The 24,720-nt window shown below is 36.8% G+C and carries 21 protein-coding genes; 7 read left to right on the top strand and 14 right to left on the bottom strand.

All coding sequences use genetic code 11. The annotated features are described in order from the left end of the window. Position 1 precedes the first annotated feature (1 nt). The 6 genes from BLW74_RS09750 to BLW74_RS09775 all read right to left on the bottom strand — a co-directional run bounded on the left by BLW74_RS09750 (position 2) and on the right by BLW74_RS09775 (position 9,575). Positions 2 to 382 (bottom strand): HYC_CC_PP family protein, encoded by a 381-nt coding sequence (locus BLW74_RS09750; RefSeq protein WP_228424852.1) that lies wholly within the window; start codon positions 380 to 382, stop codon positions 2 to 4. A 136-nt stretch (positions 383 to 518) separates the two neighbouring features. Beyond that, positions 519 to 2,756, bottom strand: coding sequence for a TonB-dependent receptor plug domain-containing protein (locus tag BLW74_RS09755; protein WP_089692227.1), 2,238 nt, complete (start codon positions 2,754 to 2,756; stop codon positions 519 to 521). 43 nt (positions 2,757 to 2,799) lie between these two features. Further along, on the bottom strand, positions 2,800 to 3,609 hold the full coding sequence (kdsA, locus tag BLW74_RS09760) for a 3-deoxy-8-phosphooctulonate synthase (protein WP_089692228.1): 810 nt from the start codon (positions 3,607 to 3,609) through the stop codon (positions 2,800 to 2,802). 289 nt (positions 3,610 to 3,898) lie between these two features. Continuing rightward, positions 3,899 to 4,423: a DUF1697 domain-containing protein gene (locus BLW74_RS09765; protein ID WP_089692229.1), complete on the bottom strand. Its 525-nt coding sequence runs from the start codon at positions 4,421 to 4,423 to the stop codon at positions 3,899 to 3,901. An 83-nt stretch (positions 4,424 to 4,506) separates the two neighbouring features. Further along, on the bottom strand, positions 4,507 to 6,000 hold the full coding sequence (locus BLW74_RS09770) for an LTA synthase family protein (RefSeq protein ID WP_089692230.1): 1,494 nt from the start codon (positions 5,998 to 6,000) through the stop codon (positions 4,507 to 4,509). A gap of 89 nt (positions 6,001 to 6,089) precedes the next feature. Continuing rightward, positions 6,090 to 9,575 (bottom strand): glycosyltransferase family 117 protein, encoded by a 3,486-nt coding sequence (locus BLW74_RS09775; protein WP_089692231.1) that lies wholly within the window; start codon positions 9,573 to 9,575, stop codon positions 6,090 to 6,092. 223 nt (positions 9,576 to 9,798) lie between these two features. On the opposite strand from BLW74_RS09775, the gene BLW74_RS09780 reads away from it, so the two are divergent. The 5 genes from BLW74_RS09780 to BLW74_RS09800 all read left to right on the top strand — a co-directional run bounded on the left by BLW74_RS09780 (position 9,799) and on the right by BLW74_RS09800 (position 16,487). Next, positions 9,799 to 10,836 carry a PLP-dependent cysteine synthase family protein gene (locus tag BLW74_RS09780; RefSeq protein ID WP_089692232.1) on the top strand — a complete coding sequence of 346 codons (1,038 nt, stop codon included), beginning with the start codon at positions 9,799 to 9,801 and terminating at the stop codon, positions 10,834 to 10,836. Between the two features lie 84 nt (positions 10,837 to 10,920). Next, positions 10,921 to 12,192: an aminotransferase class I/II-fold pyridoxal phosphate-dependent enzyme gene (locus tag BLW74_RS09785; protein ID WP_172617008.1), complete on the top strand. Its 1,272-nt coding sequence runs from the start codon at positions 10,921 to 10,923 to the stop codon at positions 12,190 to 12,192. A gap of 68 nt (positions 12,193 to 12,260) precedes the next feature. Then, the gene (locus BLW74_RS09790; RefSeq protein WP_089692606.1) at positions 12,261 to 13,139 is read left to right on the top strand and encodes a DMT family transporter; all 879 of its coding nucleotides are present in this window, start codon (positions 12,261 to 12,263) and stop codon (positions 13,137 to 13,139) included. 284 nt (positions 13,140 to 13,423) lie between these two features. Next, complete coding sequence (locus BLW74_RS09795; protein ID WP_089692233.1) at positions 13,424 to 14,185, top strand: hypothetical protein; 762 nt, start codon at positions 13,424 to 13,426, stop codon at positions 14,183 to 14,185. 112 nt (positions 14,186 to 14,297) lie between these two features. Beyond that, entirely contained in the window at positions 14,298 to 16,487 is a 2,190-nt protein-coding gene (locus BLW74_RS09800; protein WP_089692234.1) for a B12-binding domain-containing radical SAM protein, read from the top strand. Between the two features lie 377 nt (positions 16,488 to 16,864). On the opposite strand, the gene BLW74_RS09805 is transcribed toward BLW74_RS09800, so the two are convergent. From BLW74_RS09805 to atpD, 3 genes are all read right to left on the bottom strand, one after another. Next, on the bottom strand, positions 16,865 to 17,683 hold the full coding sequence (locus BLW74_RS09805; RefSeq protein WP_089692235.1) for a hypothetical protein: 819 nt from the start codon (positions 17,681 to 17,683) through the stop codon (positions 16,865 to 16,867). A gap of 80 nt (positions 17,684 to 17,763) precedes the next feature. Further along, on the bottom strand, positions 17,764 to 18,045 hold the full coding sequence (locus tag BLW74_RS09810) for a FoF1 ATP synthase subunit delta/epsilon (RefSeq protein ID WP_089692607.1): 282 nt from the start codon (positions 18,043 to 18,045) through the stop codon (positions 17,764 to 17,766). Between the two features lie 81 nt (positions 18,046 to 18,126). Continuing rightward, positions 18,127 to 19,635, bottom strand: coding sequence for a F0F1 ATP synthase subunit beta (gene atpD, locus BLW74_RS09815; RefSeq protein WP_089692236.1), 1,509 nt, complete (start codon positions 19,633 to 19,635; stop codon positions 18,127 to 18,129). Positions 19,636 to 19,851: 216 nt separating this feature from the next. On the opposite strand from atpD, the gene BLW74_RS09825 reads away from it, so the two are divergent. Next, the gene (locus BLW74_RS09825) at positions 19,852 to 20,772 is read left to right on the top strand and encodes a bifunctional riboflavin kinase/FAD synthetase (protein ID WP_089692238.1); all 921 of its coding nucleotides are present in this window, start codon (positions 19,852 to 19,854) and stop codon (positions 20,770 to 20,772) included. Between the two features lie 38 nt (positions 20,773 to 20,810). Here the strand turns inward: BLW74_RS09825 and BLW74_RS09830 are convergent, their stop codons facing one another. Further along, positions 20,811 to 21,302, bottom strand: coding sequence for a hypothetical protein (locus tag BLW74_RS09830; protein ID WP_167358407.1), 492 nt, complete (start codon positions 21,300 to 21,302; stop codon positions 20,811 to 20,813). A gap of 78 nt (positions 21,303 to 21,380) precedes the next feature. Then, complete coding sequence (locus BLW74_RS09835; protein ID WP_089692239.1) at positions 21,381 to 21,734, bottom strand: MmcQ/YjbR family DNA-binding protein; 354 nt, start codon at positions 21,732 to 21,734, stop codon at positions 21,381 to 21,383. A 117-nt stretch (positions 21,735 to 21,851) separates the two neighbouring features. Between BLW74_RS09835 and BLW74_RS09840 the strand changes: the two genes are divergently transcribed. Then, the gene (locus tag BLW74_RS09840) at positions 21,852 to 22,502 is read left to right on the top strand and encodes an NAD(P)H-binding protein (RefSeq protein WP_089692240.1); all 651 of its coding nucleotides are present in this window, start codon (positions 21,852 to 21,854) and stop codon (positions 22,500 to 22,502) included. Between the two features lie 11 nt (positions 22,503 to 22,513). On the opposite strand, the gene BLW74_RS09845 is transcribed toward BLW74_RS09840, so the two are convergent. From BLW74_RS09845 to BLW74_RS09855, 3 genes are read right to left on the bottom strand one after another with little or no spacing between them, the layout of a single operon-like run. Further along, positions 22,514 to 23,419 (bottom strand): ADP-ribosylglycohydrolase family protein, encoded by a 906-nt coding sequence (locus BLW74_RS09845; protein WP_089692241.1) that lies wholly within the window; start codon positions 23,417 to 23,419, stop codon positions 22,514 to 22,516. Positions 23,420 to 23,430: 11 nt separating this feature from the next. After that, positions 23,431 to 24,006 carry a glutathione peroxidase gene (locus BLW74_RS09850; RefSeq protein ID WP_089692242.1) on the bottom strand — a complete coding sequence of 192 codons (576 nt, stop codon included), beginning with the start codon at positions 24,004 to 24,006 and terminating at the stop codon, positions 23,431 to 23,433. Positions 24,007 to 24,040: 34 nt separating this feature from the next. Continuing rightward, positions 24,041 to 24,703: a histidine kinase gene (locus BLW74_RS09855; protein WP_089692243.1), complete on the bottom strand. Its 663-nt coding sequence runs from the start codon at positions 24,701 to 24,703 to the stop codon at positions 24,041 to 24,043. Positions 24,704 to 24,720: the final 17 nt, after the last annotated feature.

Below are 24,720 nucleotides of genomic sequence, written 5' to 3' on the forward strand. Positions count from 1 at the left end.
TCTAAATTCTAAAATTACAATGATTGATGTAAATGGGTACCGGCCTGTATTCTGGCGGTGCATTGATTTGAATCTGGGTAAATTTGGTTGCAGAAAAAGACTTGTCTATAACAGTAAAATGATGTTTCACCGGAACCTCTGAAACGGCACTTAAGAAATCAACGTTAAGATAATCGGATTTTTGCGAATCGTCTACTTTTACGATTTTGATCTCTGTTTTGCAGCACCCTTTTTTGTCTTTAACGCCGCATTTTCCACAGATATCAGTTACTTTCTGACTCACTGAAACCAATTCTTTCATGCAATAATGAATGCTAAAAGCTGCTCCGGAAGAGAACCCGAAGTAGAAAATAGAAAACACTATGGCCAGAATCTTTTTCATTGGTAAGACAAAGTTAAAAATATCTATGAGACCATTGTTATAGAATTTGGTAATCTTGTTATAAAATTCTGGTAAATGATAAAAGCTTCCGGAAAAATCAGGAAGCTTTTAATTTATGCTTTCATTTCAGCTTTTTTTATAGTCTGAATTCCAGTTTTACATTAAAGAAACGTCCTGTAAGACGCACAGGAACAGGATACATATAATTGCTGTTATAATCGGTAATCCATTGGTTCGCTACCGTATTGTTGATATTAAATGCATTGAAAACCTGAACACCTAATGTCAGTTCCTCAAAATTACCCCAGAAACCGGATCTTTTATTTTTTTCCTTAGGATCAATAAATACTTTTGTAAGCCCTAAATCTACTCGTTTATAAGAAGGAAGCGTCTGCTGGTAGTTATACGCTGCATTGAAATCAGGCTGTCCGTTACTGTTGAACATAACAGGAGCTCCTGTAGGCAGTCCCATGGCATATACCAAAGTAAGATTTACACGCATAGATGGGAAGCTCGGCATATAATCCTGATAGAACATGGCAAACCTCAGCCTCTGATCTGTTGGTCTGGGAATATCTCCTTTTCCATCAATATTTTCATATACTCTCGCATAGCTCGCAGATAGCCAGGAATCTACACCCGGTACAAATTCCCCGAATAATCTCGTATCAATACCATACGCATATCCTTTGGAATTATTCTGCCCAGAGTAACGGATCCTCACATTATCCATATAATAAGGAATAAGGTTATCCATCTTCTTATAATAAAGCTCTGTAGTCAGCTTAAATGGTCTGTCATACATCTGGAACTCATAATCATTGGCAAGAATGACCTGGATGGAACGCTGTGACTTGATATTAGAGTTAAAATTACCGTCAAGATCTTTGATCTCTTTATAGAAAGGAGACTGATAATAAATTCCTCCGGAAATTTTAAATAACATATCACTTTCCCAATCTGGTTTTATGGCAAACTGGGCTCTTGGAGAGAAAATTGTTTCTTTGTTAAAACTCCAGTTGGCTACACGTACTCCGGCATTCACGAATACTTTGCTGGCTCCCCAGTAGAATTTTTGTGAATACTGTGCATATGCGGAAAGCCTTGTAGGTTCAATATTGTTTTGCCCGGCAATATAATAAGCCAGTTTAAGATCACCTGTAGTTCCGGTTCTGGGATCAATCACTTCCGGTCTTGGAAGGCTGTACCCTGCCGAATCTACCAGTTTCCATTCATTGGTAAGATCTTTCAGATTTTCTTTCTCATATTTGAATCCAACTTCAAAATCGGTATTAACGTTAGGAGAAAATTTAGCTCTGAACTGGGTTCCGTAGGTTCTAACAAATAAATCATTTCTTGCGTGTTCTATTTGTCCACCCACATCAAAAGAGGTCACAGGCTGCTGAGTCACAGGATCAAATGTCTGAAGCTCGTAGGCTGACTGTATCGTATAATATTCTCTTTCTCGGTTCTGATAGGCAAAGGCATCCAAGGTAAGTTTCCATTTGTCCGCCGGCTTATAATTCATGGAAAATGTACCCATCATATTTTTATACTGATCATTTTCCTGACCTCCGTAACCAATATTCACAGTAATAGGCTGCTGAAGGCTTCCGAATGTAACACTTTTTGCTTTAGGGATCATCTGATAATCATTCTTAGAATAATATCCGATAAATGACATGGTAAACTTATCGCTCACATGGTAGTTGAGATAAGATTGAAAATCCCAATAGGTAGGGTTGAAATCCGTATCTTCTTTTAAAGTATTAAGAACGAGATTGGTATTTCTGTACCTTCCCGAAAACAGAGCGGTAAATTTTTTGTTTTTTGAAGCCAGACCCGTAGTAAGTCTTCCTCCTATCAAACTTGCTTCTCCGGAAACTTCAAATTTTTCTGGCTCACGGTAATAGATATTTAAAGCGGATGACATTTTATCACCATATTTGGCTTCAAACCCACCTGCAGAGAAATTCACTGCAGATACCATATCCGGGTTGATGATACTCATCCCCTCCTGTTGGGAGTTTCTGATCAGGAAAGGTCTGTAGATCTCAATATCATTAATGTAGATCAGGTTTTCGTCATAGTTTCCACCACGAACCATATATTGGGAAGACAGCTCGGTATTGGAGTTTACGGAAGGTAATGTTTTAAGCAATCCTTCAATTCCGCCATTGATAGAAGCCACTGCTTTCGCTTCTTTTGCTGAAATTCTTACATTGGTAAGATCATTGGTTCTTCCTGTTGCTTTTTTCTGGAAGACAACTTCCTCTATATCGGTCACTCTAGTGGTCGCTGTATCTTTTTTTCTTTGTTGGGAGAAAATCAGGACAGGGACCATAAGGCTTAGCGGTAAAACTAGTTTTTTCAAAAGAAATGTTTTAGAATTTCTAAAATTAATGTTTTTTTAACAATTACAAAATTGATTCTCTAATTCTTGTTAATTTTTGTAACAAATCTTCTAATAAATCTAATCTTAGCATGTTGGCGCCATCAGACAATGCGGTTTCCGGTGTAGGATGTGTTTCTATAAAAATTCCGTCAGCTCCTACAGCAATTCCTGCTTTGGCAACGGTTTCGATAAGATCCGGTCTTCCTCCTGTAACTCCCGAACTCTGGTTAGGCTGCTGTAATGAGTGGGTAACATCCAGAATAACAGGAGCATATTCTCTCATGGTAGGAATTCCTCTGTAATCTACAATCAGATCTGTATATCCAAAAGAGTTTCCTCTTTCAATGATGGCTACTTTTTCGTTATTGGAATCTGTAATTTTCTGAACGGCAAATTTCATTGCTTCAGGAGAAAGGAACTGTCCTTTCTTTAAAGTCACGCATTTTCCTGTCTGGGCTGCAGCCACTAAAAGATCAGTCTGGCGTACGAGGAATGCAGGAATCTGTAACACGTCTACATATTGTGCAGCCAATGCTGCATGCTCATTTTCATGAATATCTGTTGTGGTGGGAATATTGAAAGTCTCTCCCACTTTTTTAAGAATTTCAAGAGATTTTTCTTCACCAATCGTTGTGAAAGAATCTACACGGCTTCTGTTTGCCTTTTTGAAACTTCCTTTGAAAATATACGGAATATGATATTTATCTGTGATACTGATCACTTTTTCTGCGATTCTTAATGCCATATCTTCCCCTTCAATAATACAAGGTCCGGCAATAAGGAAAAAGTTTTTGGAATCTTTGTGCGAAATATTATCTAAATACTGAATCATTTTTGTTATAATTAAAAAGTTCAGTAAAAATACTGAGAAAGTTTCACAAATGGAAATTATTTGATTGCTTTAATAGGCGATGGCTGCAATAACCTTTGAGTCTTTTGGGTCCTTGAATGTACAGTTATTAAATTGAAAGATGCTTCGACAAGCTTAGCATGACCAAGCCACTGCTAACTGTTATTTTAAAGTGAAAAATAGGATAATCAGGACAATCTTCAAAAGATTTTTAAATTTCTGATTATTAAAGTGATCAATACTATAGCAAATTAAGTATTGCGGTATTTATTTAGAATTTCTTCAGAATCTTCTCAAACGTATTTACATTTCTGCTGGTAAACTGATCTTTAAGACCTTTCTTACCCAATACTTTTCCAAAAGCAGACTCTAAAGTATTTCCCTTCGGAACCTGCCAGTAAAATATGTCATTAATAATTTCTGCCCTTTCATTTTCTACCAGACCTGCTTTTTTAAACTCTTCCATTAACACTTTTTCTACCCCCGGAATCCCTACAAAGCCATAGATATGAAGTTCATCACGCTTTTCAAAAGGAATGCTGTTCCAGAATTTCCCGGTTTCTTCCTGAGATTTCACAAATAAAAAGGCTTCGTAAGAAAAATATTCCGACATTGCTTTTTCCAGGATCGTTTTCAGTTCGTCAGCATTTTTATCTGATGAAAAAACTATATTTCCGGACGCGAGTACTGAGTTCACTTCTTTCATTCCGGCATCTTTAAAAACCTGGCACACATCAGCCATTTTCATATTGGTTCCTTTTACGTTGACGCCACGGAGAAAAGCACAGTATTTCATTTTTTTTCAGGGATTATATTGGGTTTGAGCGTATTAAAGTGAAAGCGTTATTTTAAAATGTTTCACGTCAATCTTTCAATATTTTAATCGACCCTAATGTACAAATTATAGTCTGTTCCGGAAGGTTTGAGATTATAAATTTTTTCTAAAATCTTATTCTCACTTTTCAGATGATCTTTTACCCGGAATTCTTTCAAAAGCTTATAATGAGTTTTATAATACGCTGCGTTCGGATTCTTTTCTTCATATAGATTTTCATAAGAAAGAAGGTATTTTGGTTTTCTTGTCTTTACGGTATTGATCCAGTAATTTGCCTTATCTTTTTTAATTTCTTCCTGAATCTGTTTATCTACCAATCCCACCTCATCAATGGTTTTTAGTCCTGAGAAATAAGGCACATAACCCGCAGGTTCCAGTAAAATCCACTGGTTTTTATCTTTTTCATAATGATTTAAAAATGTTCCAATCGTTCTGCGGTAGTTCCACTCGCCGTTTCCAGTTGCAATACTGTGAACCGTCTGGAAAACAAGCATCGGAAAAATATAGAATATCATCAGCAATGAAAGCCATAGGTTCCTCCTCTCTTTCTGCTCCAGGACAAAAATAAGAACGGGAACGAAAAGCAAAAGCTGCGGTACCCAGTAATACCAGTCGAACAGGCTTTTCTGAGAAATAAATACAATTTGTTTTACCCATCCGAAGATAAAGATCATCCATAGAAAATAGTTTCTCTTCTCTTTTTGCCGTATCAGGTAGATAAAGCAAGCAAGCTCGAAAACCAGGATAACAATCGTCATTGGATTAAAATCTCCCGGAACTTTAAGCATGCCCCAGAAGTTTCCAAAACTTTTAAAGAAATGGCTCATCTCCTGTGGGATCGTAAAGTTTTTGTTGTAAAGAAGTTTTTTAGCCGTAATGGTATTATTTACCAATTCTCCAAAATAGAACCAGTTGAAAGCAACCGTAGACAAAACACCCAGAATGCCTCCCAATATATAATTCCATCGTACTTTTTTGTTCCAGAAAACATCTACGAGGAATACAATCCCCAGGAAGATTACCGTATCAATTCTTGTAAACATGATAAGGATGGGAAGAAGTATCAGCACCCATTTTTTTCCTTTATAAAAGCCATAGTACAGCAATGCCATTTCAAGGAAAAACAGAAGTCCGTACTCCATTCCGAGAATTGAAATTTTAATGGATGGCGGCAAAATACCGATCAGAAATATAAAAACAGCTTTATGCCAAGGGTTTTTAAGAACCAGATGAGAAAGCAGTAAAGTTCCTACTGTAAATAAAAGAGAATTGAAAATCAAAAGAGGTTCAATAAAGTATTCTTTTCCCAAAACAAGATTGAAAAGATAAGATACAAAAACATATAAATGAGTGGTAGACGCAGAGATTTTGGCATCTCCATTGAAACCAATTACCCCATAATCCAGAAGATTCTGGGCGACTCTCCATGTAATAAACGCATCTTCCTGAATATAGTGCGTCAGTAAAAAAAGAAGCTTAAAAGCAACAGTAGCTATTACAGCATAGATCGGGAACCTGCTATTTTTTGTTTCAGCCATTATGTATTTTTAATTGTGCAAATATAATCTTAATATTCAGGATTCCCAATAAATAAAAAAAACGGAACCGAAGTTCCGTTTTATGTATGCTATTTTGTTGCTTTGATAATGGCGTTGGTAATCTGACTTTCCTTTTCTTTTGAATAAGTAGAATCATAAGGTTCCATCACATCAAATAAATATTGGTAGAATGGCGTGATCTGCTGAACGTTCTCAGACTCTTTCATTGCCTTTTCTCTGCCCATTTCCTGAAGATCTTTGATGAATACATTGAACTTCTTGTCGATCGGCTCTATGGATTTAACCAGATAAGCGTATGCTTTTTCTTTCTGTCCGATCCTGTTATAAGCGTCCGTTACAGCAGAAACTACAAGAGAATATTCCATAGGTTTTGTTCTCATCTGCCTTCTCAGATAACTTTGATCTGCTTTCGACAGGCTTAAATAATAATCGTACTCTTCAAAAATTCCTTTTTTAAGAACCTCCGCAATCTGAAGACCTTTCTGCTCCTGTCCTGCAATAATGTATCCTGAAACAATTGAGCTTAATGAACGTGGGTCATTATATTTCTCGGCAGGAATTTCTTTGGCTGCAAGATCGAGAACTTCCAGTGCCTTCGCTTTTTGTCCGCTTAATGCAAGTGCTGCGGCCGCTCTGCTTGCTGACATTCTATAGCTGATGATATTAGAAGTAGCGGTTTCGTCAAAGTGAGCATTCAGGTTCTTGAAGTTCCCCCATCTGAAGTTCTTCACCACATTATAAAGTGAATTGGCATCTACTCTTCCCATATCTCCATCGGCCGTTGGAGGTGTTTGAATAGGAATTAATCTGTAACTGAATCCGTCAAACTGAAGATAATCGTTCAGATAGAAAATGTTCTCACTGTCATAAATACCTCCTGATGAGAAGTTGATAGGGCGCTTCCAGTCGAAGTTTGCTAAAAGATCCATCAGAATAAGGTTGTTTTTATACAATGTATTTCCTTTGTAGGTAATCATAATCTGATTCGCTACATTCGGAAGATCTTCTTTGTTAATAATTCCTGCTTTCAAAGCATTTTCTTTATTGACAGGAAGGATGAATTTGTTTACAGGAAGAATATTATATTTCTCGTATTTCTCTTCTCCGAAATACATTTTCAGCAATTCATCCTTTTCAGGAGATTTGAACTTAATGAATTCAATAGCCTGTTTCAGGGTTAAAGAATCCTGTGTAAGGTATTTTCTGAAAGACTGGAATTCTGTATCCGGGGCTCCCTGCTCTTTCAGCATAGAGAAAACACCTTCCCAATCTTCCTTCTTCATCATATAGATCTGGTCATTTACCCCATCCCTGTAATCATCGTGTGTCAACTGGCTAGGAATTCCCATAGCATTATAGGTTCTTCTTTTGATCTGGTCAAGGTTCCATGGAGTTGAAGCAAGGGTAAAGTTTACCACCTTCACATCATCCCTGAATTGCTCTGTTTCCTGAATTGCCCAAACCGGGTACGTATCGTTATCTCCGTAAACGAAAAGAATATCATTTTTCGGTAAAGATTTTAATACAGAGTACGCATAATCGTAAGCTGTATATCTGTTACTTCTGTCATGAACATTATAGTTCTGGAAGCCCATCATAAAAGGTACTCCTAATAAAACCACTCCTAAACCAATGTTGGCTCCGTTTGATTTTACTTTAGACTGCAGGAACCATAAGATGGCTCCGGCACCCAACCCGATCCAGATGGCAAAGGCATAGAATGAGCCTACCATCGCATAATCTCTTTCTCTGGGCTCAAAAGGTTTTACCCCCGTATAGAAAATAATACCCACACTTGTTAAAATGAATAAAGATAACAATGCATAGAATCTTCCGAAATCTCTGTTAAGTTGGAAAAAGAATCCGATCAAACCTAAAATTAAGGGAAGGAAGAAGAATTTCACCGTACTTTCATTCTTGAATTTAGCAGGCATTTTATCCTGATTCCCAACAACAGCATTATCAATGAAAGGAATGCCGGAAATCCAGTTTCCTTTTGTGCTTTCCATGTTTCCTTCAAGGTCGTTCTGTCTTCCTACAAAGTTCCACATCAGGTATCTTACAAAGTAATATCCGTTCTGGAAAGAGATAAAATAATCCATATTCTGAAGGAATGAAGGCTTCTGAACATTGATCAGATTATAAGGTTTTACCTTAAGATAATCTGCAGCGGTAATAGATTTGTCTTCATATTTCGCTCTCAGTTCATCAAAGATCTGCTTGGCCTGTGGATTGTCTGCCACATCTTCATTACTGTAGTTGAATGTAAAATCAGGAGCGCCATACATAGAAATATAGTTGGCCATTACATCTTTATCCTCATTAAACATTCTCGGCATTAAGCTTACCTGAGATTTATTGAATACATAGTTGAAACGGTCTCCCGTTTTTCTGTAAGTACCGGTTTTTTCATCTTTTTCGTAGATTTCCCCGGTTTTTTGTGTTTTAAAGCTTCCGTCTTCGTTTTTCTCAATTCCGTTAGCATCAAGGAAAGCCGTGTAGTTTTGTCCGTAGATTGTAGGCCAGTCACCATACTGCTCTCTGTTATAATAATCCAGCATACCAATTGCCGTATCCGGATCATTAAGGTTCATCGGCGGATTGGCATTCGCTCTGATAGGAATAACCATCCAGCATGAAAACCCGATCATCATGAAAACTACAGATAATGCAGCCGTCTGATAGATATTTCTTTTTGCTTTTCTTGCATATTTGATTAAGAAATAGCAGATGGCTACCATTAAAATAAATGCTGCAATCGTTCCTGAGTGGAAAGGAAGTCCCAAACCATTCACGAAGAAAATCTCCAGTCTTCCGAACATGGTCATAATTAAAGGGAAGATAATTTTGAAAACAATAATCAAAATCCCCAATGTAATAAGGTTTGCCCAGATAAAGTTTTTCCAGGTAAACTTGTAGTTTCTTGCATAGTATACCAGACATACTGCAGGAATTGCCAGCATACACATCATATGCACTCCCACAGAAAGCCCTAAAACAAAGAAAATAAGAATAATCCATCGCTCACTGTCTCCCGCTTTATACTCATTCTCCCATTTGGTGATTAACCAGACCAAAAGCGCGATAAACATAGAAGCCATAGAGTAAACCTCACCTTCTACTGCCGAGAACCAGAATGTATCTGAGAACGTAAAGCAAAGTGCTCCTACCGCTCCGGCAAATAAAATTGAGATTTCCTGATGTTTTGTAATTTCTTCGAAATCTTTGTTTAAAAGTCGTCTCACAAAATGAGTGATCGTCCAGAACAAAAATAAAATAGTCAGCGCACTGAACAATGCAGACATCGCGTTGATCACGATAGAATAGTTTTCGCCTTTCCCTAATGCAAAAATGGCTGCCACGGCACCCACTATCTGGAATAAAGCAGCTCCGGGAGCGTGCGTTACTTCAAGTTTTACTGCAGAAGAAATGTACTCGCCACAATCCCAGAAACTGAAATTGGGTTCTATGGTGGACAAGTACGTGAAAAAAGCAATGACGAAAATCACCCATCCTGAAACGGTGTTCCATTGCCTAAAAGTCCAATTTTTCATAGTATTAAATCAATTATGCGAAAATAAGGCTTTTATCTTATTTTATGCGGGTTTTAACAAAATTTAAAAATTTTGGCGTAGTATTTGCGATTATAGACGTGTCAAAAGTGTAAATACGAAAATAACTTTTTACAAAACTATGCCCTAGAAATCAAACAAAAGTTTAGTAATTATTTATTTTTTTGTATTTTTGCAGTCAGATTTTTATTGAAAATAACAAATAATGAGTAATGTTTACGATAATATCCTTGGCCTGATAGGAAACACTCCAATGGTGAAGCTAAATACTGTTACAAAAGATATTCCAGCAACCATTTATGCCAAGTTAGAATCATATAATCCTGGACATTCCACCAAAGACCGAATCGCACTTCATATTATAGAGAACGCAGAGAAAAAAGGCCTTTTAAAAGAAGATTCTGTAGTTGTAGAAACTACTTCCGGTAATACCGGGTTTTCTATTGCGATGGTATGTATCATTAAGGGATATAAATGTATTCTTGCAGTAAGTGATAAAACTAAACCCGAAAAGATTGCTTATTTGAAAGCATTGGGCGCTACGGTATATATATGCCCGGCGAATGTACCTGCAGATGATCCGCGGTCATACTATGAGGTTGCTAAAAGAATCGCTCAGGAAACCCCAAATTCTATTTACATCAATCAGTATTTCAACGAGCTTAATATTGATGCGCACTATCAGACGACAGGTCCGGAGATCTGGGAACAGACGGAAGGTAAGATCACTCATCTTTTTGCCTGTACGGGAACGGGAGGCACGCTGTCCGGTTCTGCCAAGTTTCTGAAGGAAAAAAATCCAAATATCAAAATCATTGGTGTGGATGCAGACGGTTCTATCCTGAAGAGCTATCACGAGACAGGAGAAATCCATAAAGAAGATGTGCATCCTTACCAGATTGAAGGAATGGGTAAAAACCTGATCCCTTCTGCCCTGCTTTTCGACAAGGTAGATGAGTTTGTAAGGGTAAATGATGAAATGTCTGCCTACAGAACCCGCGAAATTGCTTTGAAGGAAGCGATCATGGGAGGTTATACTACCGGAGCGGTAACGCAGGGATTAATGCAGTATGCCCAGTCTCATGAGCTTACAGAAAATGACCTGATTGTTTTGATATATCCTGACCACGGTTCCAGATACATCACTAAAGTATACAGTGATAAATGGATGGCTGAGCAGGGATTTGTAAACAATTGCGTTCACAACTATGACGAAGTTTTCAAAACGGAGTTTATCAAATAAGAACAAATAAAATCACGATACAAATAAAGCCTTTTGCGTATTCTGACAAAAAAGGCTTTTTTACTTAAAAATTACGATACAATGTTGGATATTTTTGAAAGAATAAAAGAAAATCCAGGACCACTGGGACAATTTGCAGATTATGGTGAAGGCTATTTTATTTTCCCAAGATTAGAGGGACCTATCGGCCCTAGAATGCAATTTCAGGGTAGAGAAGTAATTTTCTGGAGTGCCAATGATTATTTAGGATTGTGTAATCATCCTGAAGTAATAGAAGCAGATGCAAAAGCGGCTGCAGAATATGGAATGTTCTATCCAATGGGAGCAAGAGCAATGTCCGGAGAAACGGATCAGCATCTTCAGCTGGAAAGAGAACTGGCGGACTTCGTCAAAAAAGAATCAGCATACCTGTTGAATTTCGGTTACCAGGGAATGGTTTCTACTATTGATGCTTTGGTAAGCAGAAATGATGTGATTGTTTATGATATGGATTCTCATGCCTGCATTGTAGATGGGGTAAGACTTCATTCCGGTAAGAGATTTACCTATAAGCACAATGATATGGCAAGTCTTGAGAAAAATCTTCAGAGAGCAACTAAAGTAGCTGAAGAAACAGGAGGAGGTATTCTTGTCATTACAGAAGGGGTTTTCGGAATGAGAGGCCAGCAGGGAAAAATTAAAGAAATCTGTGATCTGAAATCAAAATACCAGTTCAGACTACTGGTAGATGATGCTCATGGTTTCGGAACGCTTGGTAAAACAGGTGCTGGTGTAGGTGAAGAACAGGATTGTAACGACCAGATTGATGTTTACTTTTCAACTTTTGCTAAATCAATGGCAGGTTTCGGAGCATTCCTTGCGGGTGACAAAGAAATCATCAGATATCTGAAATTCAACCTGAGATCACAGATCTTCGCAAAATCTCTTACGATGCCAATGGTAATCGGAGGATTAAAAAGACTGGAGCTGTTGAGATCAAGACCTGAGATCAAGGCTAAACTTTGGGAAAATGTTTACAAACTACAGAACGGACTTAAAGAAAGAGGATTCAATATTGGAGATACCAATACCTGTGTAACGCCGGTAATGATGCAGGGAACTCCGGTAGAAGCAACTCTCTTGGTGAAAGATTTAAGAGAGAATTACGGAATATTCACCTCCGTGGTGGTGTATCCGGTTATTCCAAAAGGAATGATTCTTTTAAGACTGATTCCTACCGCTTCTCATACAGACGCAGAGATCAATGAAACTCTGGCCGCATTTGAAGCAATTCATGATAAATTAGTAGGTGGCTACTACAAAGAGCAGGAACAAAAATTACTGCAGGAACAAGGATTAAGTTTTAAACCAATTTAATCTTAAAAAATAAAGAAAAGCCACTGATGACTGATTCAGTGGCTTTTTTATGTAATATCAATAAAGCAATGAAACTTAGAGGTTACACCCTGGGAATTCTGTCGGCCGTTTCGTATGGCCTGATTCCTATTTTTATTCTCCCTGTGAAGCAGGCACATTTTTCAATGGACATCACGCTGTTTTACAGATTCTTCTTTTCAGCTTTAATGGTGGGAGGATATCTGCTGTATTCTAAAGAAAGTTTTAAAGTCAATAAAAAAGAAGCTTTAATTTTGGCCATTCTAGGAATCTGCTATGCCCTATCTTCAGAGTTTCTGTTTTTAGGATATGATTTTCTTACCCCAGGAATTGCCTCTACCGTTTTATTTGTTTATCCAATCATTGTAGCATTGATTATGCTGTTCTTTTACAAAGAGAAGCTCACCAGGTTATCCGGAGCCTCTTTACTTCTGGCATTCGCGGGAGTAATTGTTTTATGTTTAAAAGGAAATGGGTTCGAAATTAATTTTGCAGGATTGGGAATAGTAATGCTCAGTTCACTGTTCTACGCCTTATATATGGTCATTGTTAATAAATCGAATATCAAAGTTTCAGGATTCAAGCTTACGTTTTATTCGATGCTATTCACATCTATGTTCTTCATGACTAAAGCTGTAGCGGGCCATGAATCATTTGTTATCCCTTCAGCATCAATTTTTATTAACTTCCTTATTTTTGCATTTCTTACCACTGTTATTTCCAGCTTATGCCTGGTATTTGCCATCCAATATATCGGTTCTACTCCGGTTGCGATTCTAGGAGCTCTGGAACCTGTGGTAGCTGTTTTGATCAGTGTTCTGATGTTTCATGAAAAATTCACCCCAAATCTGCTGATCGGGATTACTTTAATTCTTGTTGGGGTTACCTTGAATGTAATTGGTGATCGGAAGAAAATAGGCTCTCTGTAAATCAGTTAAATCAGATAAACAGACGATATAAAACAGCATCATGCAGCTCATGTAAAGCTGTTCTTTTTTATATCTGAAATAATCAGAGCACAAAATGAAAGTTCAACAGGAGACAATCTTCAAAAAAGTAATATTTAAACTTAAAAAATGATCTATATGAAAATTTTTTGAAAAAATAAATACTTTACTTTCTGGCATAACAAAATTTATCTGACTATATTGCATCTGTCTATTAATAGGTGTTTCCCCCACTGAATGGATAATGTATATACTTTTAAAAGCCGATGAAAGAATTGCAAAAACTTACCAAAGACCAATTATACAAAAAGCTTAAAGAAAAATCAGAAAATCTCTATAGAACCGCTCATGAAGCCCTTGAAAACAATTTCTTCAATGAAAGCTATGTAGACGAAGAAAGTCTTACGGAATTTCTCGAAATGCTGGACGATGAAACAGCTGAAAAAATAAGGGACGCATCAATGCAAATCAATAATGAAGATGATGCCCCGGAAATTGTTCTTATACAAAATGAAAGAAATACTTCCCTGCAACTGGTTACTGCGGAAGATGAAGGGTATAAGATTGTTCTTCTGGAAGGTGACCTTCATTTATCTGAAAAACTTTTTGTGGAAGATTATATTGTCCTTATTGTTACCGGAAACATCCAGGCGGAAAATATCATCATCAACGGTTCACTGTATTGTTCAGGAAATATTACTTCCAAAGTTTTATTCGGGGCATCAGGCAATGATAATGAAACCTACATCGGTGGAAGTATTATGACATCTCTTATTTCAGAAAATGGCCATTATACCGTAGCGGAAGGCAATATCTATTCAAGATATCTCATCAGTTTTCATAACGAAATCATCGGAAAAACAGGAAAATTTATTGAGAATATCAGCATTGAAAGACCTGGCGAAATTAGCTTGATGAAAGCTGAAATCCTTGATGAAGACGGATATTTCAATGAAGAAGCTTTTCTGGCCTTCATTGAAACCCATTCTCCGGACGCTCTGTTTAATAAACCGGCTGATTTATTTTAAATTAACGAAAATTGCAGCAACAGAAATGGTAAAGAGTTTCTTCACTGTTTATAATCAGGAGGAAAAATTTTTTTCTGAAAAAACTTTAGAATAACTTTGCAAAAAATTTCTGTTGAAAGACCTGCTTCTTATTACTCCGCCTTTTACCCAGCTTAATACTCCTTATCCTGCAACGGCTTATATTAAAGGATTTCTAAATACCAAAAATATTTCGGCGTACCAGGTAGATCTGGGAATTGATGTGATTCTGGAATTATTTTCCAGAAACGGAATCCAGAAGGTTTTCAGTAAAGAAATTGATCTGCAAAATGCCTCAGAGAATTCTCAGAGAATTTATGCCCTAAAAGAAGAATATGTAAAAACGATTGATCAGGTAATCCCTTTTCTGCAGGGTAAAACACCTACCCTGGCGAGACAGATCTGCAGTATGAATTTTCTTCCGGAAGCTTCCCGTTTCAACCAATTGGATGATATGGAATTTGCTTTTGGAAATATGGGTCTTCAGGATAAAGCCAAGCATCTGGCAACACTTTACCTGGAAGATATTTCAGATTATATTGTAGAAAATATTGATTCTGATTTTGGCTTCAGCAGATATGCAGAAAGGCTTGGAAAAAGTGCTAATTCTTTTGATGAATTGTACACAAAACTTTCTGGTGAACAGACATTTATAGATGATTTTACTTTACAGATTTTACAGGAAAAAATAGAAGCTGTCCAACCCAGGCTGGTATGCTTTTCAATTCCGTTCCCGGGTAATCTTTATTCCGGATTCAAATGTGCACAATGGATCAAAAAGTATTTTCCGCACATTAAAACAGCAATGGGAGGAGGATTTCCCAATACAGAATTAAGAGAAGTAAAAGATCAGAGAGTATTTGAATTTTTTGATTTTATTACCCTTGATGATGGCGAGCTTCCGCTGGAACTTCTTTACCAGAATTTAGAAGTCTCCACAGAACAAGGTGAATTTAAAAGAACTTTCCTGCTCGAAAATAATGAAGTTGTGTACAGGAATAATTCTAAAAGGCATGATTATAAACAGTCTGAAATCGGAACTCCTGATTATACAGATTTAAAACTGGATCAATATATTTCCGTCATCGAAATCGCCAACCCTATGCACAGCTTATGGAGCGACGGACGATGGAATAAACTTACGATGGCCCACGGCTGCTACTGGGGAAAATGTACGTTCTGCGATATCTCTTTAGATTATATCAAAATCTACGAGCCTATTTCTGCTAAGATTCTGGTAGACCGCATTGAGGAACTGATCCGTACAACAGGCGAAACCGGATTTCATTTTGTAGATGAGGCGGCACCTCCTGCTTTAATGAGAGAAGTAGCTCTCGAAATTCTCCGCAGGAATCTTGTAGTGACATGGTGGACCAATATCCGTTTTGAAAAAAGTTTCACCCGGGATTTATGCTACCTTCTGAAGCTGTCGGGATGCGTTGCGGTTTCCGGAGGGCTTGAAGTAGCCAGTGACCGGCTGTTGAAATTAATTGATAAAGGGGTTTCTGTAGAACAGGTTGCCAACGTAACAAGAAATTTTACAGAAGCCGGAATTATGGTTCATGCTTATCTGATGTATGGCTATCCTACCCAAACCATTCAGGAAACGGTGGATTCTCTGGAAATGGTAAGACAGATGTTTGAAATGGGAATTCTTCAAAGTGGTTTCTGGCATCAGTTTGCGATGACTGCCCATTCGCCCGTGGGAATAAGCCCCGAAGAGTACGGAGTAATTCCGGTAAAGCAGGAAATTCTGTTTGCCAATAACGACATCGATTTTAAAGATACAACCGGAATTGATCATAACAAATTTAGTTTCGGACTCAAAAAATCGTTATTCAACTATATGCATGGAGTGAATTTTGAAATGCCACTTCAGGAATGGTTCGATTTTAAAATTCCAAGAACAACAATTCATCCGGATTACATTCATGACTGTCTTTTGGATGACGGACAGTTTAGCCTGAAAGGAAATTCAAAAGTTGTCTTTTTAACCAAAAACGTAATCGCTGAGAATCGCATAAAAAATAAAAAGAAATACTCGGGCACGTATACGCTTCTTACATTCCATTTAAAAACCAATATTGTGAAAGTTGAGCTGGAACAGGAAAAGGCGGAATGGCTAATGAATGTATTAAGAGAAAATACCATTGAAAACGCTAAAAAAGCTACAGTTCAACAACTTAAGAATCAATTTGAAGAAAATTTTGAAGATTTTGAGTTGTTCTGGTTCTCAAAACCGATGCAGCAATTGAAGGAAAATGGGGTTATTTTAAGTTTATAAAACTTATCGTTTTTTTCTCAGGGATTTCTGGGATTGTGAAATTTTTCTTTTTCTGAACGGATAGCATCTGTTTCTATAGAATTATAATCTCCCACATATTACGCGGATTTACACAGATTTTTATTTTACTTAAGAGAATAAAATTTTCTCTATTTCATATCGAAGGATCAAATTCAAATTTCTGACTACTACATAATGAAAAGGCTAAATATTCCCATCCTTTGGAGGGGTGGCGAAAATTCAAAGAATTTTTGATAGGGTGGTTTAAAAAGTAAGACATATAAGTTTGGCTGAAGCCAATCGAAATTTTATATTTTAATAAACGGGCTTCCTTCGTCTAAGCTCAGGACTATAAACCATTTCTATTGATCAATAAATCAGTTAGGAGTTTCCTTTGATACCGTTCCTACGGAAACCTTTTCCTGGACTTTAATAAAATTCGGATCCATAATAGCCATACGTTCTGCAAGTGCTTTGTAAGTTGGAAATTTTAAGATCGAAGCTCTCCCAGACATTTCCCTGTAGATGGTAAAGGACTTTCCGCCTGCGGTTTTTAATTGTTTTGTAGTAGTAATATACCGTCCGATAAGTTTACTCTTAGCATCATAAATCTCTATATCTATTGGTGTTTTGTCCATTATTGTATCATCTGAGCCAAAACTTACGGGTAAATTGGTAAAATATCCCACCGGAACACCATTACTAAGAATCTCTCCTACTTTATTAACCTCGATGTTCATCTTATCTATTTTCTTTCTGATCGTATAAGCGTCTTTGGTTTTAGTATCAAGTTTTCTTTTAGGAACATTGGAAAAAAGCTCATCAAGATTTTTCACGTTGATCCCTTTATTATCAATAATTTTAAGATCTTTTACCGAAGTAAAGACTGCAGATTTTTCCTCGCCGGAGAAAGCGGAAGGTGAAGAGTAATCAATTTCTATGGTTTTATCCCTGTTGTATACCCTGTTCACAATGATATAGCTGTCACGAACTGAATCAACGATACTTTTATCTATAAATTTTATGGTATAAATCGGGGTCTCTTTTAGATCCATAAACGTATATTCGCTGGATTTACTGGAGAGCTTAGCTACCGGAATGCCGTCAAGATTAATAATTCCTCTCTTGGTTTTGATATTCTGGGCATGGAGGAAAACACCCAAAATTGTAAAGAATATGATTATGCCTTTCTTCATACCATCAGACTTTTACATCAATAAAAAAAGTGTAACACAAAGTTACACTTTCTTGAAAATATATTTAGCTTTTCATTTAATTATTCACAAAGGATAATTCCTTTATTATGATTAAATTCTACAATACCGCTTTTGATAGCATACGCAAAAACAGAGTCTTTTCCGGATTCTTTGGTAAAGTTTTTAGCAAAAGCTTCATCAATAGAATTAGCAAAAAGTTTTACCTCACCTCCGATTAAAGAAGAAACAATTCCTGCGTGGTTTTTCATGATGTGAAATTCACCATTTTTTCCAGGCAGTAATACTGAGTCTACTTCTCCTTCAAAAACTACGTATTCTGGTGTTAAAATTTTTATATTCATAGAAACAAATTTGAAATTTGATGTTTGAAATTTGAAATTACTCATAGAACTTCAAATTTCAAATCTCAAATTGTTAATAATTTATGCGTTATCAGCTAACATTTTTTGTCCAGCTTCGATAGCTTCTTCAATGGTTCCTTTCAAGTTGAAAGCAGCTTCCGGTAAGTGATCTAATTCACCATCCATAATCATGTTGAACCCTTTGATTGTATCTTTGATGTCTACCAATGATCCTGGGATACCTGTAAACTGTTCTGCTACGTGGAAAGGCTGAGATAAGAATCTCTGAACTTTTCTTGCACGGTAAACAACAGATTTATCTTCTTCAGAAAGTTCTTCCATACCAAGGATTGCAATGATATCCTGAAGTGCTTTATATCTTTGAAGAATTTCTTTTACTCTTTGAGCACAGTTGTAGTGATCGTGACCGATAACTTCCGGAGCAAGGATTCTTGAAGTAGAAGCCAGTGGATCTACCGCCGGATAGATACCTAATGAAGCAATCTTTCTGTCAAGTACAGTAGTTGCATCCAAGTGAGCAAACGTAGTTGCAGGAGCCGGGTCAGTTAAGTCATCCGCAGGTACATATACTGCCTGTACTGAAGTAATTGAACCGTTTTTAGTGGAAGTAATTCTTTCCTGCATCGCACCCATTTCAGAAGCAAGTGTTGGTTGGTAACCTACCGCTGATGGCATACGACCAAGTAGTGCAGATACCTCAGAACCAGCCTGTGTAAAACGGAAGATGTTGTCTACGAAGAAAAGTACATCTCTACCTTGTCCGCTTTCACCACCATCTCTATAGTACTCAGCCAATGTAAGACCAGAAAGTGCTACTCTTGCTCTTGCACCTGGCGGCTCGTTCATCTGTCCGAAAACGAATGCTGCTTTAGAATCTTTCATAGCCTCTAAGTCTACTTTAGAAAGATCCCAGCCTCCGTTTTCCATAGAGTGCATGAAATCATCACCATACTTGATAATACCTGATTCCAACATCTCTCTCAAAAGGTCATTTCCTTCTCTCGTTCTTTCACCTACTCCGGCGAATACAGAAAGACCTCCGTGCCCTTTTGCAATATTGTTAATCAACTCCTGAATCAATACTGTTTTACCTACACCGGCACCTCCGAACAAACCAATTTTACCTCCTTTTGCGTAAGGTTCCACTAAGTCGATTACTTTAATACCTGTAAATAAAACTTCTGCCGAAGTTGAAAGCTGATCAAAGTTTGGAGCTGGTCTGTGAATTGGAAGACCACCTTCATTAGAAATATTTTGAAGTCCGTCGATAGCATCACCAACAACGTTGAATAGTCTTCCGTTTACAGCCTCACCGATTGGCATCATAATAGGATTTCCGTATCCAATTACTTCCTGCCCTCTTTTAAGACCGTCAGTAGCGTCCATTGCAATACATCTTACTGTATCTTCGCCAATATGTTGTTCTACTTCTAAGATTACTTTTTCACCGTTTTCTTTTGTAATTTCTAACGCGTCATAGATTGCTGGAACAGCTTCCACATCTGTGAAGACAACGTCGATTACCGGACCAATAATTTGAGAAATTTTACCTTTAATTTGGTTTGCCATTGCTAAATTTTTTCTTGGTGCAAATATAGTGATTCTTCATAAACCCGCAATTGGTAAAAAAAAGATTTTTATCATGCTTTTTGAGAATGGATTATTTTATCAGGAACCCGATATAGGCCTGTATCCGGATAGCAATGCCAGGGTTACAGGTATTACTCCATGTTATATTGATACATTGGTACATTATTTCTATATTTGCAATCAAATTTTTCCGTTTTGAAAGTTTTCAAGAATTTTACAGATTATTCCTCCCAGAAGCCTTTAGCACTGTCTTTAGGCATGTTTGACGGAGTACATCTCGGGCACAAGAGTATCATAGATGAGCTTACTAAAGTAGGTACAGAGAACAATCTGGAAACTGCTATCCTTACGTTCTGGCCGCATCCAAGGTTTGTTTTTAATCCCAATGAAGATTTGAAACTTCTGAATACACTTGAAGAAAAAAAGCAGCTGATTGAAAAATATGGCATAGATAACCTGTTTCTGAAAGAATTTGACGAAGAATTCAGAAATTTAACAGGAGAAGAGTTTGTGCGTCAGATTTTAGTGGATAAGCTCAATGTAAAATACCTTATTATAGGATATGACCATTCTTTCGGAAAAAATAAAAGCGGAAACTTCGAGCTTCTTCAAAAATTATCTAAAGAGCTCGATTTTGAAGTAGAACAAATGGAAGCGATCAACATCCACGAAAATAATATCAGTTCAACAAAGGTTCGTAATGCTCTTTTAACCGGAAACATCGAAGAGGCTAATGCGATGCTGGGGTATCCCTACTCAGTATCCGGCACAGTGGTTCACGGCAAAAAGATCGGAAGAACAATTGGTTATCCTACGGCTAATATTGATACAGAATCTATTAAGCTTTTACCCAAAAAAGGAGCTTATATTGTAGAAGTATCCGTAAAAGGCAGTCTGTATAAAGGAATGCTGAGCGTAGGAACCAACCCTACCGTAAACGGAGATCAATTAACTGTTGAAGTTTATATTCTGGATTTTGATGATGATATATATGATGAAAAAATAACCGTCAGGTTCAGAGATTTCCTTCATGATGAAATCAAATTTGAGGGCCTTGAGAAACTGATTGAAAGACTTGATGAGGATAAAAATATAACAGAACACTTTGATTTTTAACAGATAAAAGGCTATTCATCACTGAATAGCCTTTTTATTTATTTCAATACTTTTAAATAGATTTTCTGGGGTTCTCCTGTAAGCTTCACATTAGGAAACTGTTTGTCATAATCAATAAATATATCCCCTTTTTCGTCTGCTTTTCCGTTTCCATCGGAATCCCAGCTGATGGTTACATAATATTTTGCAGGGCCGGCAGGTTTAGGATTAATCTTGCTTTCAGCATCTTTTGGTATTGGAAGATCAATAGTAAAGGGAATAGATTTTCTTTCATATTCCTGCTCTGTGATCAATGATGCAGGAACATCTGCAAGTTTTTCATCTACTCCGTACAGGCTTACTTTCAGTTTAGCATTTTTAATGGTAAAATTTTCTGCTCCTGAAAATTCAAGCTTCAGATTTTCAGACGGTGCTCCAGATGTGGAGGATTCAGGAGTTTGGGTTTCTGCAGTATTTTTCTTTACCGGACTGGTACAGCTGGACAGCATTAATACACCTGCTGCCGCGATTAGTAAAAGGTAGTTTCTCATTTGTTCTTTATTTTATTAACGTTAAATATATTTCACCATTAATAGATAACAAATTTCATACCTCAATAATTTCCTCCTTTACAGAGCATTTATATCATTCTGTACCTTCTTTGTCAGGGATTTAAAGACAAGATCATAAGAGTGGTCTATAAGTTTAAAGATCAAATCTCTTTTTAAACCGTCCAGCAAAACAGAGTTCCAGTGGGTTTTATTCATGTGATAAGCACCTGTGATCTGGGGATATTGCTCACGAAGCTCTGCACTCCATTCGGGGTCTGTTTTTATATTGATGGCTAACGGCTGCCTTTCAAGCCCCATCAGTAAAAACATTTTGGCATCTACCTTAAGTACAAGCGTTTCATTATCAAAAGGAAAACTTTCTGTAACTCCTTTTTTGGCCAGACAGTAGTCTAAAATATCATTGGCATCCATGCAATTATCAGTAATAAGTGATCAATATTAATCCTGATTAAATAATATAATTCTTTAATCTTTGGATCAAATTTAGTAAATTTAAGAAAGAAATAATCTTACAAAATCACAATTATTATGAAAGCTCTGGTAATAGGTGCTACGGGTGCCACAGGAAAAGATCTCGTCAATCAGTTACTGAATGACAAAGAGTTTGACGAAGTGGATATTTTTGTCAGAAAGCCTGTTGATATTCAAAATGAAAAGCTTAAAGTTCATGTTGTGAATTTTGAAAAGCCAGACGAATGGAAAGATAAGGTGAAAGGAGATGTGGCATTTTCATGTCTTGGAACTACTTTAAAAGATGCAGGAAGCAAAGAGGCCCAAAAGAAAGTAGACTTTGATTATCAGTATGAATTTGCAAAGGCAGCAAAAGAAAATGAAGTAGAAGATTATATTCTGGTTTCAGCTTATGGTGCAAATCCACAATCTAAAATTTTCTATTCTAAAATGAAGGGAGAGCTGGAAGAAGCTGTAAAACAGTTACATTTTAATAAGATCACAATTTTCAAGCCTGGAATGCTGGAAAGAAAAGATTCTGAAAGGACCGGCGAAGTTTTAGGCAGCAGGATTATCAAATTCGCGAATAAATTGGGATTGCTGGAAAGTCAAAAGCCTCTGCCAACCGATATTCTGGCAAAGGCAATGATTAATTCTTCAAAAATAAAAAGCAACGGCTACTCCAGCATCAAACTTGGAAATATCTTTTGTTTTGCCGAGAAAAAGTAATGAATAATGCTTCAACTAATTTTCTGTTTTGTTGCATCAATAATTGGCTTGATCCATTTATAATCCGGTAGTTTTTTAAGTTTCAAAATTAATTCATGGGGAATATTTTCAGTTCCGATCAATGTTCCCGCAATTTGCCCGGCAATTGAAGCATTGGTATCTGTATCTCCACCTGAACTTATAATTTGTTTAAACATTTCTTCCAGACCTAAATCAATAATTTTGGTTGAACAGTAAATAGCGAAAGGAACTGAATTAACAACATAGCCATTATTGCCCAATTTTGATATTTCTGAAATTGAAAAATTATTTCCTGTTGAATTAATTTCAATTAATCTATCTCTTACATTGGTATCAGGAATTTCTGGAATAATAATATCAAAAAGATTATTTTTTCCATTCCAATCAGAATTGAGGATTGCTTTTATAGAAAGGAAAACAGCCAAAGCTCCAGAAAAGGCTTCATCATTTCTGTGTGTTACCTTACAAGCATCGTGAATGTCTTGCCTTGTAATATCTGAGAAAAAAGCAAAAGGAGCAATTCTCATCGCTCCTCCGTTTCCTGCGGCAAACTCTCCAATTCTGCCAGCCTGACTCCAATGAATACCGGCTTCTGTATCTAAAATTGCCTTAAGTGTAGAAGCGCCAATTCCTGTTAATTTACGGCTTCCGTAATATTCTACAAATTTATTGATAAGATTTTCAGGAGTAAAATTACCTTCAGACAAAATTTCACAAGTTGCCAAAGTCATTTGTGTATCATCAGTAATACTCCAAACTCTTTGCTTTATATTCTTTTTTCCTAAATAATAAATCTGTGAATCATCGGTTTCAACTTCATTTTCATAGCTGCTTCCCCACGCATCTCCAATTGCTCCACTAACAATGCAAGCTTCAAACCGATCCGGAAAATCCATATAGTAATTTATTATTTCAGATATTTTGTAATCGCCTCACCGTTAGGATTTGTAGTACTTACAAAAGTGTCTATCAGTTTTCCGTTTTCGTCTACCAGAAATTTGGTAAAGTTCCACAGGATGCTCGTATTTTTTACTCCATTCAAATCCTTCTCCGTTAAAAATTTAAAAATGGGTGCCGTATCATCCCCTTTTACAGAAACTTTAGCGGCCATTGGGAATGTTACCCCATAGTTTTTCTGGCAGAAGGCTCCGATTTCTGTGTTGCTTCCCGGCTCCTGTGCTCCAAAATTATTGGCAGGAAAACCTACCACTACCAATTTGTCTTTATACTGTTCATAGATCTTCTCAAGATCTGCATACTGAGGGGTAAATCCACATTCTGAAGCGGTATTGACGATGAGAATTTTCTTTCCTTTGAAATCGGCAAAATTGATTTCTTTACCGTCAAGACCTTCTACTTTGAAGTCATATATTGTTTTTCCCATAAGTTCGTTGGTTTTTGCTTTTGAAATTTCACTTTTTTGATGGGTGCAGCTTTGCAGGAATGCAACGAAGGAAAGCAGCATTAAAAATATTTTTTTCATTTTTTATCATGTTATACAGTGAACTGCAGTTGAATTAAAACTTGAAAATATTAGCCGGAAACACTTTGTTGATGTCTATTCTGTTTAATAACATCACATAATCTCCGTCTTTTTTGGTGCTGGAAGACTCTATTCTGAAAGGCATTGTAAGGTTTCCTACTTTTCTAAAGTCAGAATAGACAAGCGTTTCATCTTTTTTCACTTCTTTAATCAGCATATAAGTTTTTGTATCAAAATAATACATGTTCTTATTAACATTCTTGGTAAGCTCCACTTTATGACAGTAGATCTCTCCCACTTTTTCTTTTCCCAGGTATTTGGCATCAAAACCTTTGTTTTCCCAATCAATGAAATCATTATCAAAACTTTCCGGCACATACTCGGGATATTCCTGAAGTTTGTTTGCCGCATAGTTCATTGCGTATCCTTTGGATCCGTCAAAACCTTCAATGGCGGTTTCTTTTCCTCCGGTTGTAATTAATGTTTTAGTAAGATTTGGACGCTGCTGAAAAATTCGTATCGGGTATTCATCTTTGATTCCCAATACTACTTTTCCCTGAAGCAATACGGAATTTAACAGTTTCCAATTGGTTAACCCTCCGGATAATTCAATGTTTTTGTCAATAATCTCCTTAGCGGTCTGTCCGAATATTACATGCGAAAATACCAGTCCAAATACTAATAATAACTTCTTCATTAATTTTTTTTATAAAT

The sequence above is a fragment of the Chryseobacterium culicis genome, assembly GCF_900108365.1.
Lineage (GTDB): Bacteria > Bacteroidota > Bacteroidia > Flavobacteriales > Weeksellaceae > Chryseobacterium > Chryseobacterium culicis.

Coding starts and splice junctions, on each gene's coding strand:
- BLW74_RS09750 (WP_228424852.1), bottom strand. CDS start 382: ATGAAAAAGATTCTGGCCATAGTGTTTTCTATTTTCTACTTCGGGTTC.
- kdsA (WP_089692228.1), bottom strand. CDS start 3,609: ATGATTCAGTATTTAGATAATATTTCGCACAAAGATTCCAAAAACTTT.
- BLW74_RS09765 (WP_089692229.1), bottom strand. CDS start 4,423: ATGAAATACTGTGCTTTTCTCCGTGGCGTCAACGTAAAAGGAACCAAT.
- BLW74_RS09770 (WP_089692230.1), bottom strand. CDS start 6,000: ATGGCTGAAACAAAAAATAGCAGGTTCCCGATCTATGCTGTAATAGCT.
- BLW74_RS09775 (WP_089692231.1), bottom strand. CDS start 9,575: ATGAAAAATTGGACTTTTAGGCAATGGAACACCGTTTCAGGATGGGTG.
- BLW74_RS09780 (WP_089692232.1), top strand. CDS start 9,799: ATGAGTAATGTTTACGATAATATCCTTGGCCTGATAGGAAACACTCCA.
- BLW74_RS09790 (WP_089692606.1), top strand. CDS start 12,261: ATGAAACTTAGAGGTTACACCCTGGGAATTCTGTCGGCCGTTTCGTAT.
- BLW74_RS09795 (WP_089692233.1), top strand. CDS start 13,424: ATGAAAGAATTGCAAAAACTTACCAAAGACCAATTATACAAAAAGCTT.
- BLW74_RS09805 (WP_089692235.1), bottom strand. CDS start 17,683: ATGAAGAAAGGCATAATCATATTCTTTACAATTTTGGGTGTTTTCCTC.
- BLW74_RS09810 (WP_089692607.1), bottom strand. CDS start 18,045: ATGAATATAAAAATTTTAACACCAGAATACGTAGTTTTTGAAGGAGAA.
- atpD (WP_089692236.1), bottom strand. CDS start 19,635: ATGGCAAACCAAATTAAAGGTAAAATTTCTCAAATTATTGGTCCGGTA.
- BLW74_RS09830 (WP_167358407.1), bottom strand. CDS start 21,302: ATGAGAAACTACCTTTTACTAATCGCGGCAGCAGGTGTATTAATGCTG.
- BLW74_RS09835 (WP_089692239.1), bottom strand. CDS start 21,734: ATGGATGCCAATGATATTTTAGACTACTGTCTGGCCAAAAAAGGAGTT.
- BLW74_RS09840 (WP_089692240.1), top strand. CDS start 21,852: ATGAAAGCTCTGGTAATAGGTGCTACGGGTGCCACAGGAAAAGATCTC.
- BLW74_RS09845 (WP_089692241.1), bottom strand. CDS start 23,419: ATGGATTTTCCGGATCGGTTTGAAGCTTGCATTGTTAGTGGAGCAATT.
- BLW74_RS09850 (WP_089692242.1), bottom strand. CDS start 24,006: ATGAAAAAAATATTTTTAATGCTGCTTTCCTTCGTTGCATTCCTGCAA.
- BLW74_RS09855 (WP_089692243.1), bottom strand. CDS start 24,703: ATGAAGAAGTTATTATTAGTATTTGGACTGGTATTTTCGCATGTAATA.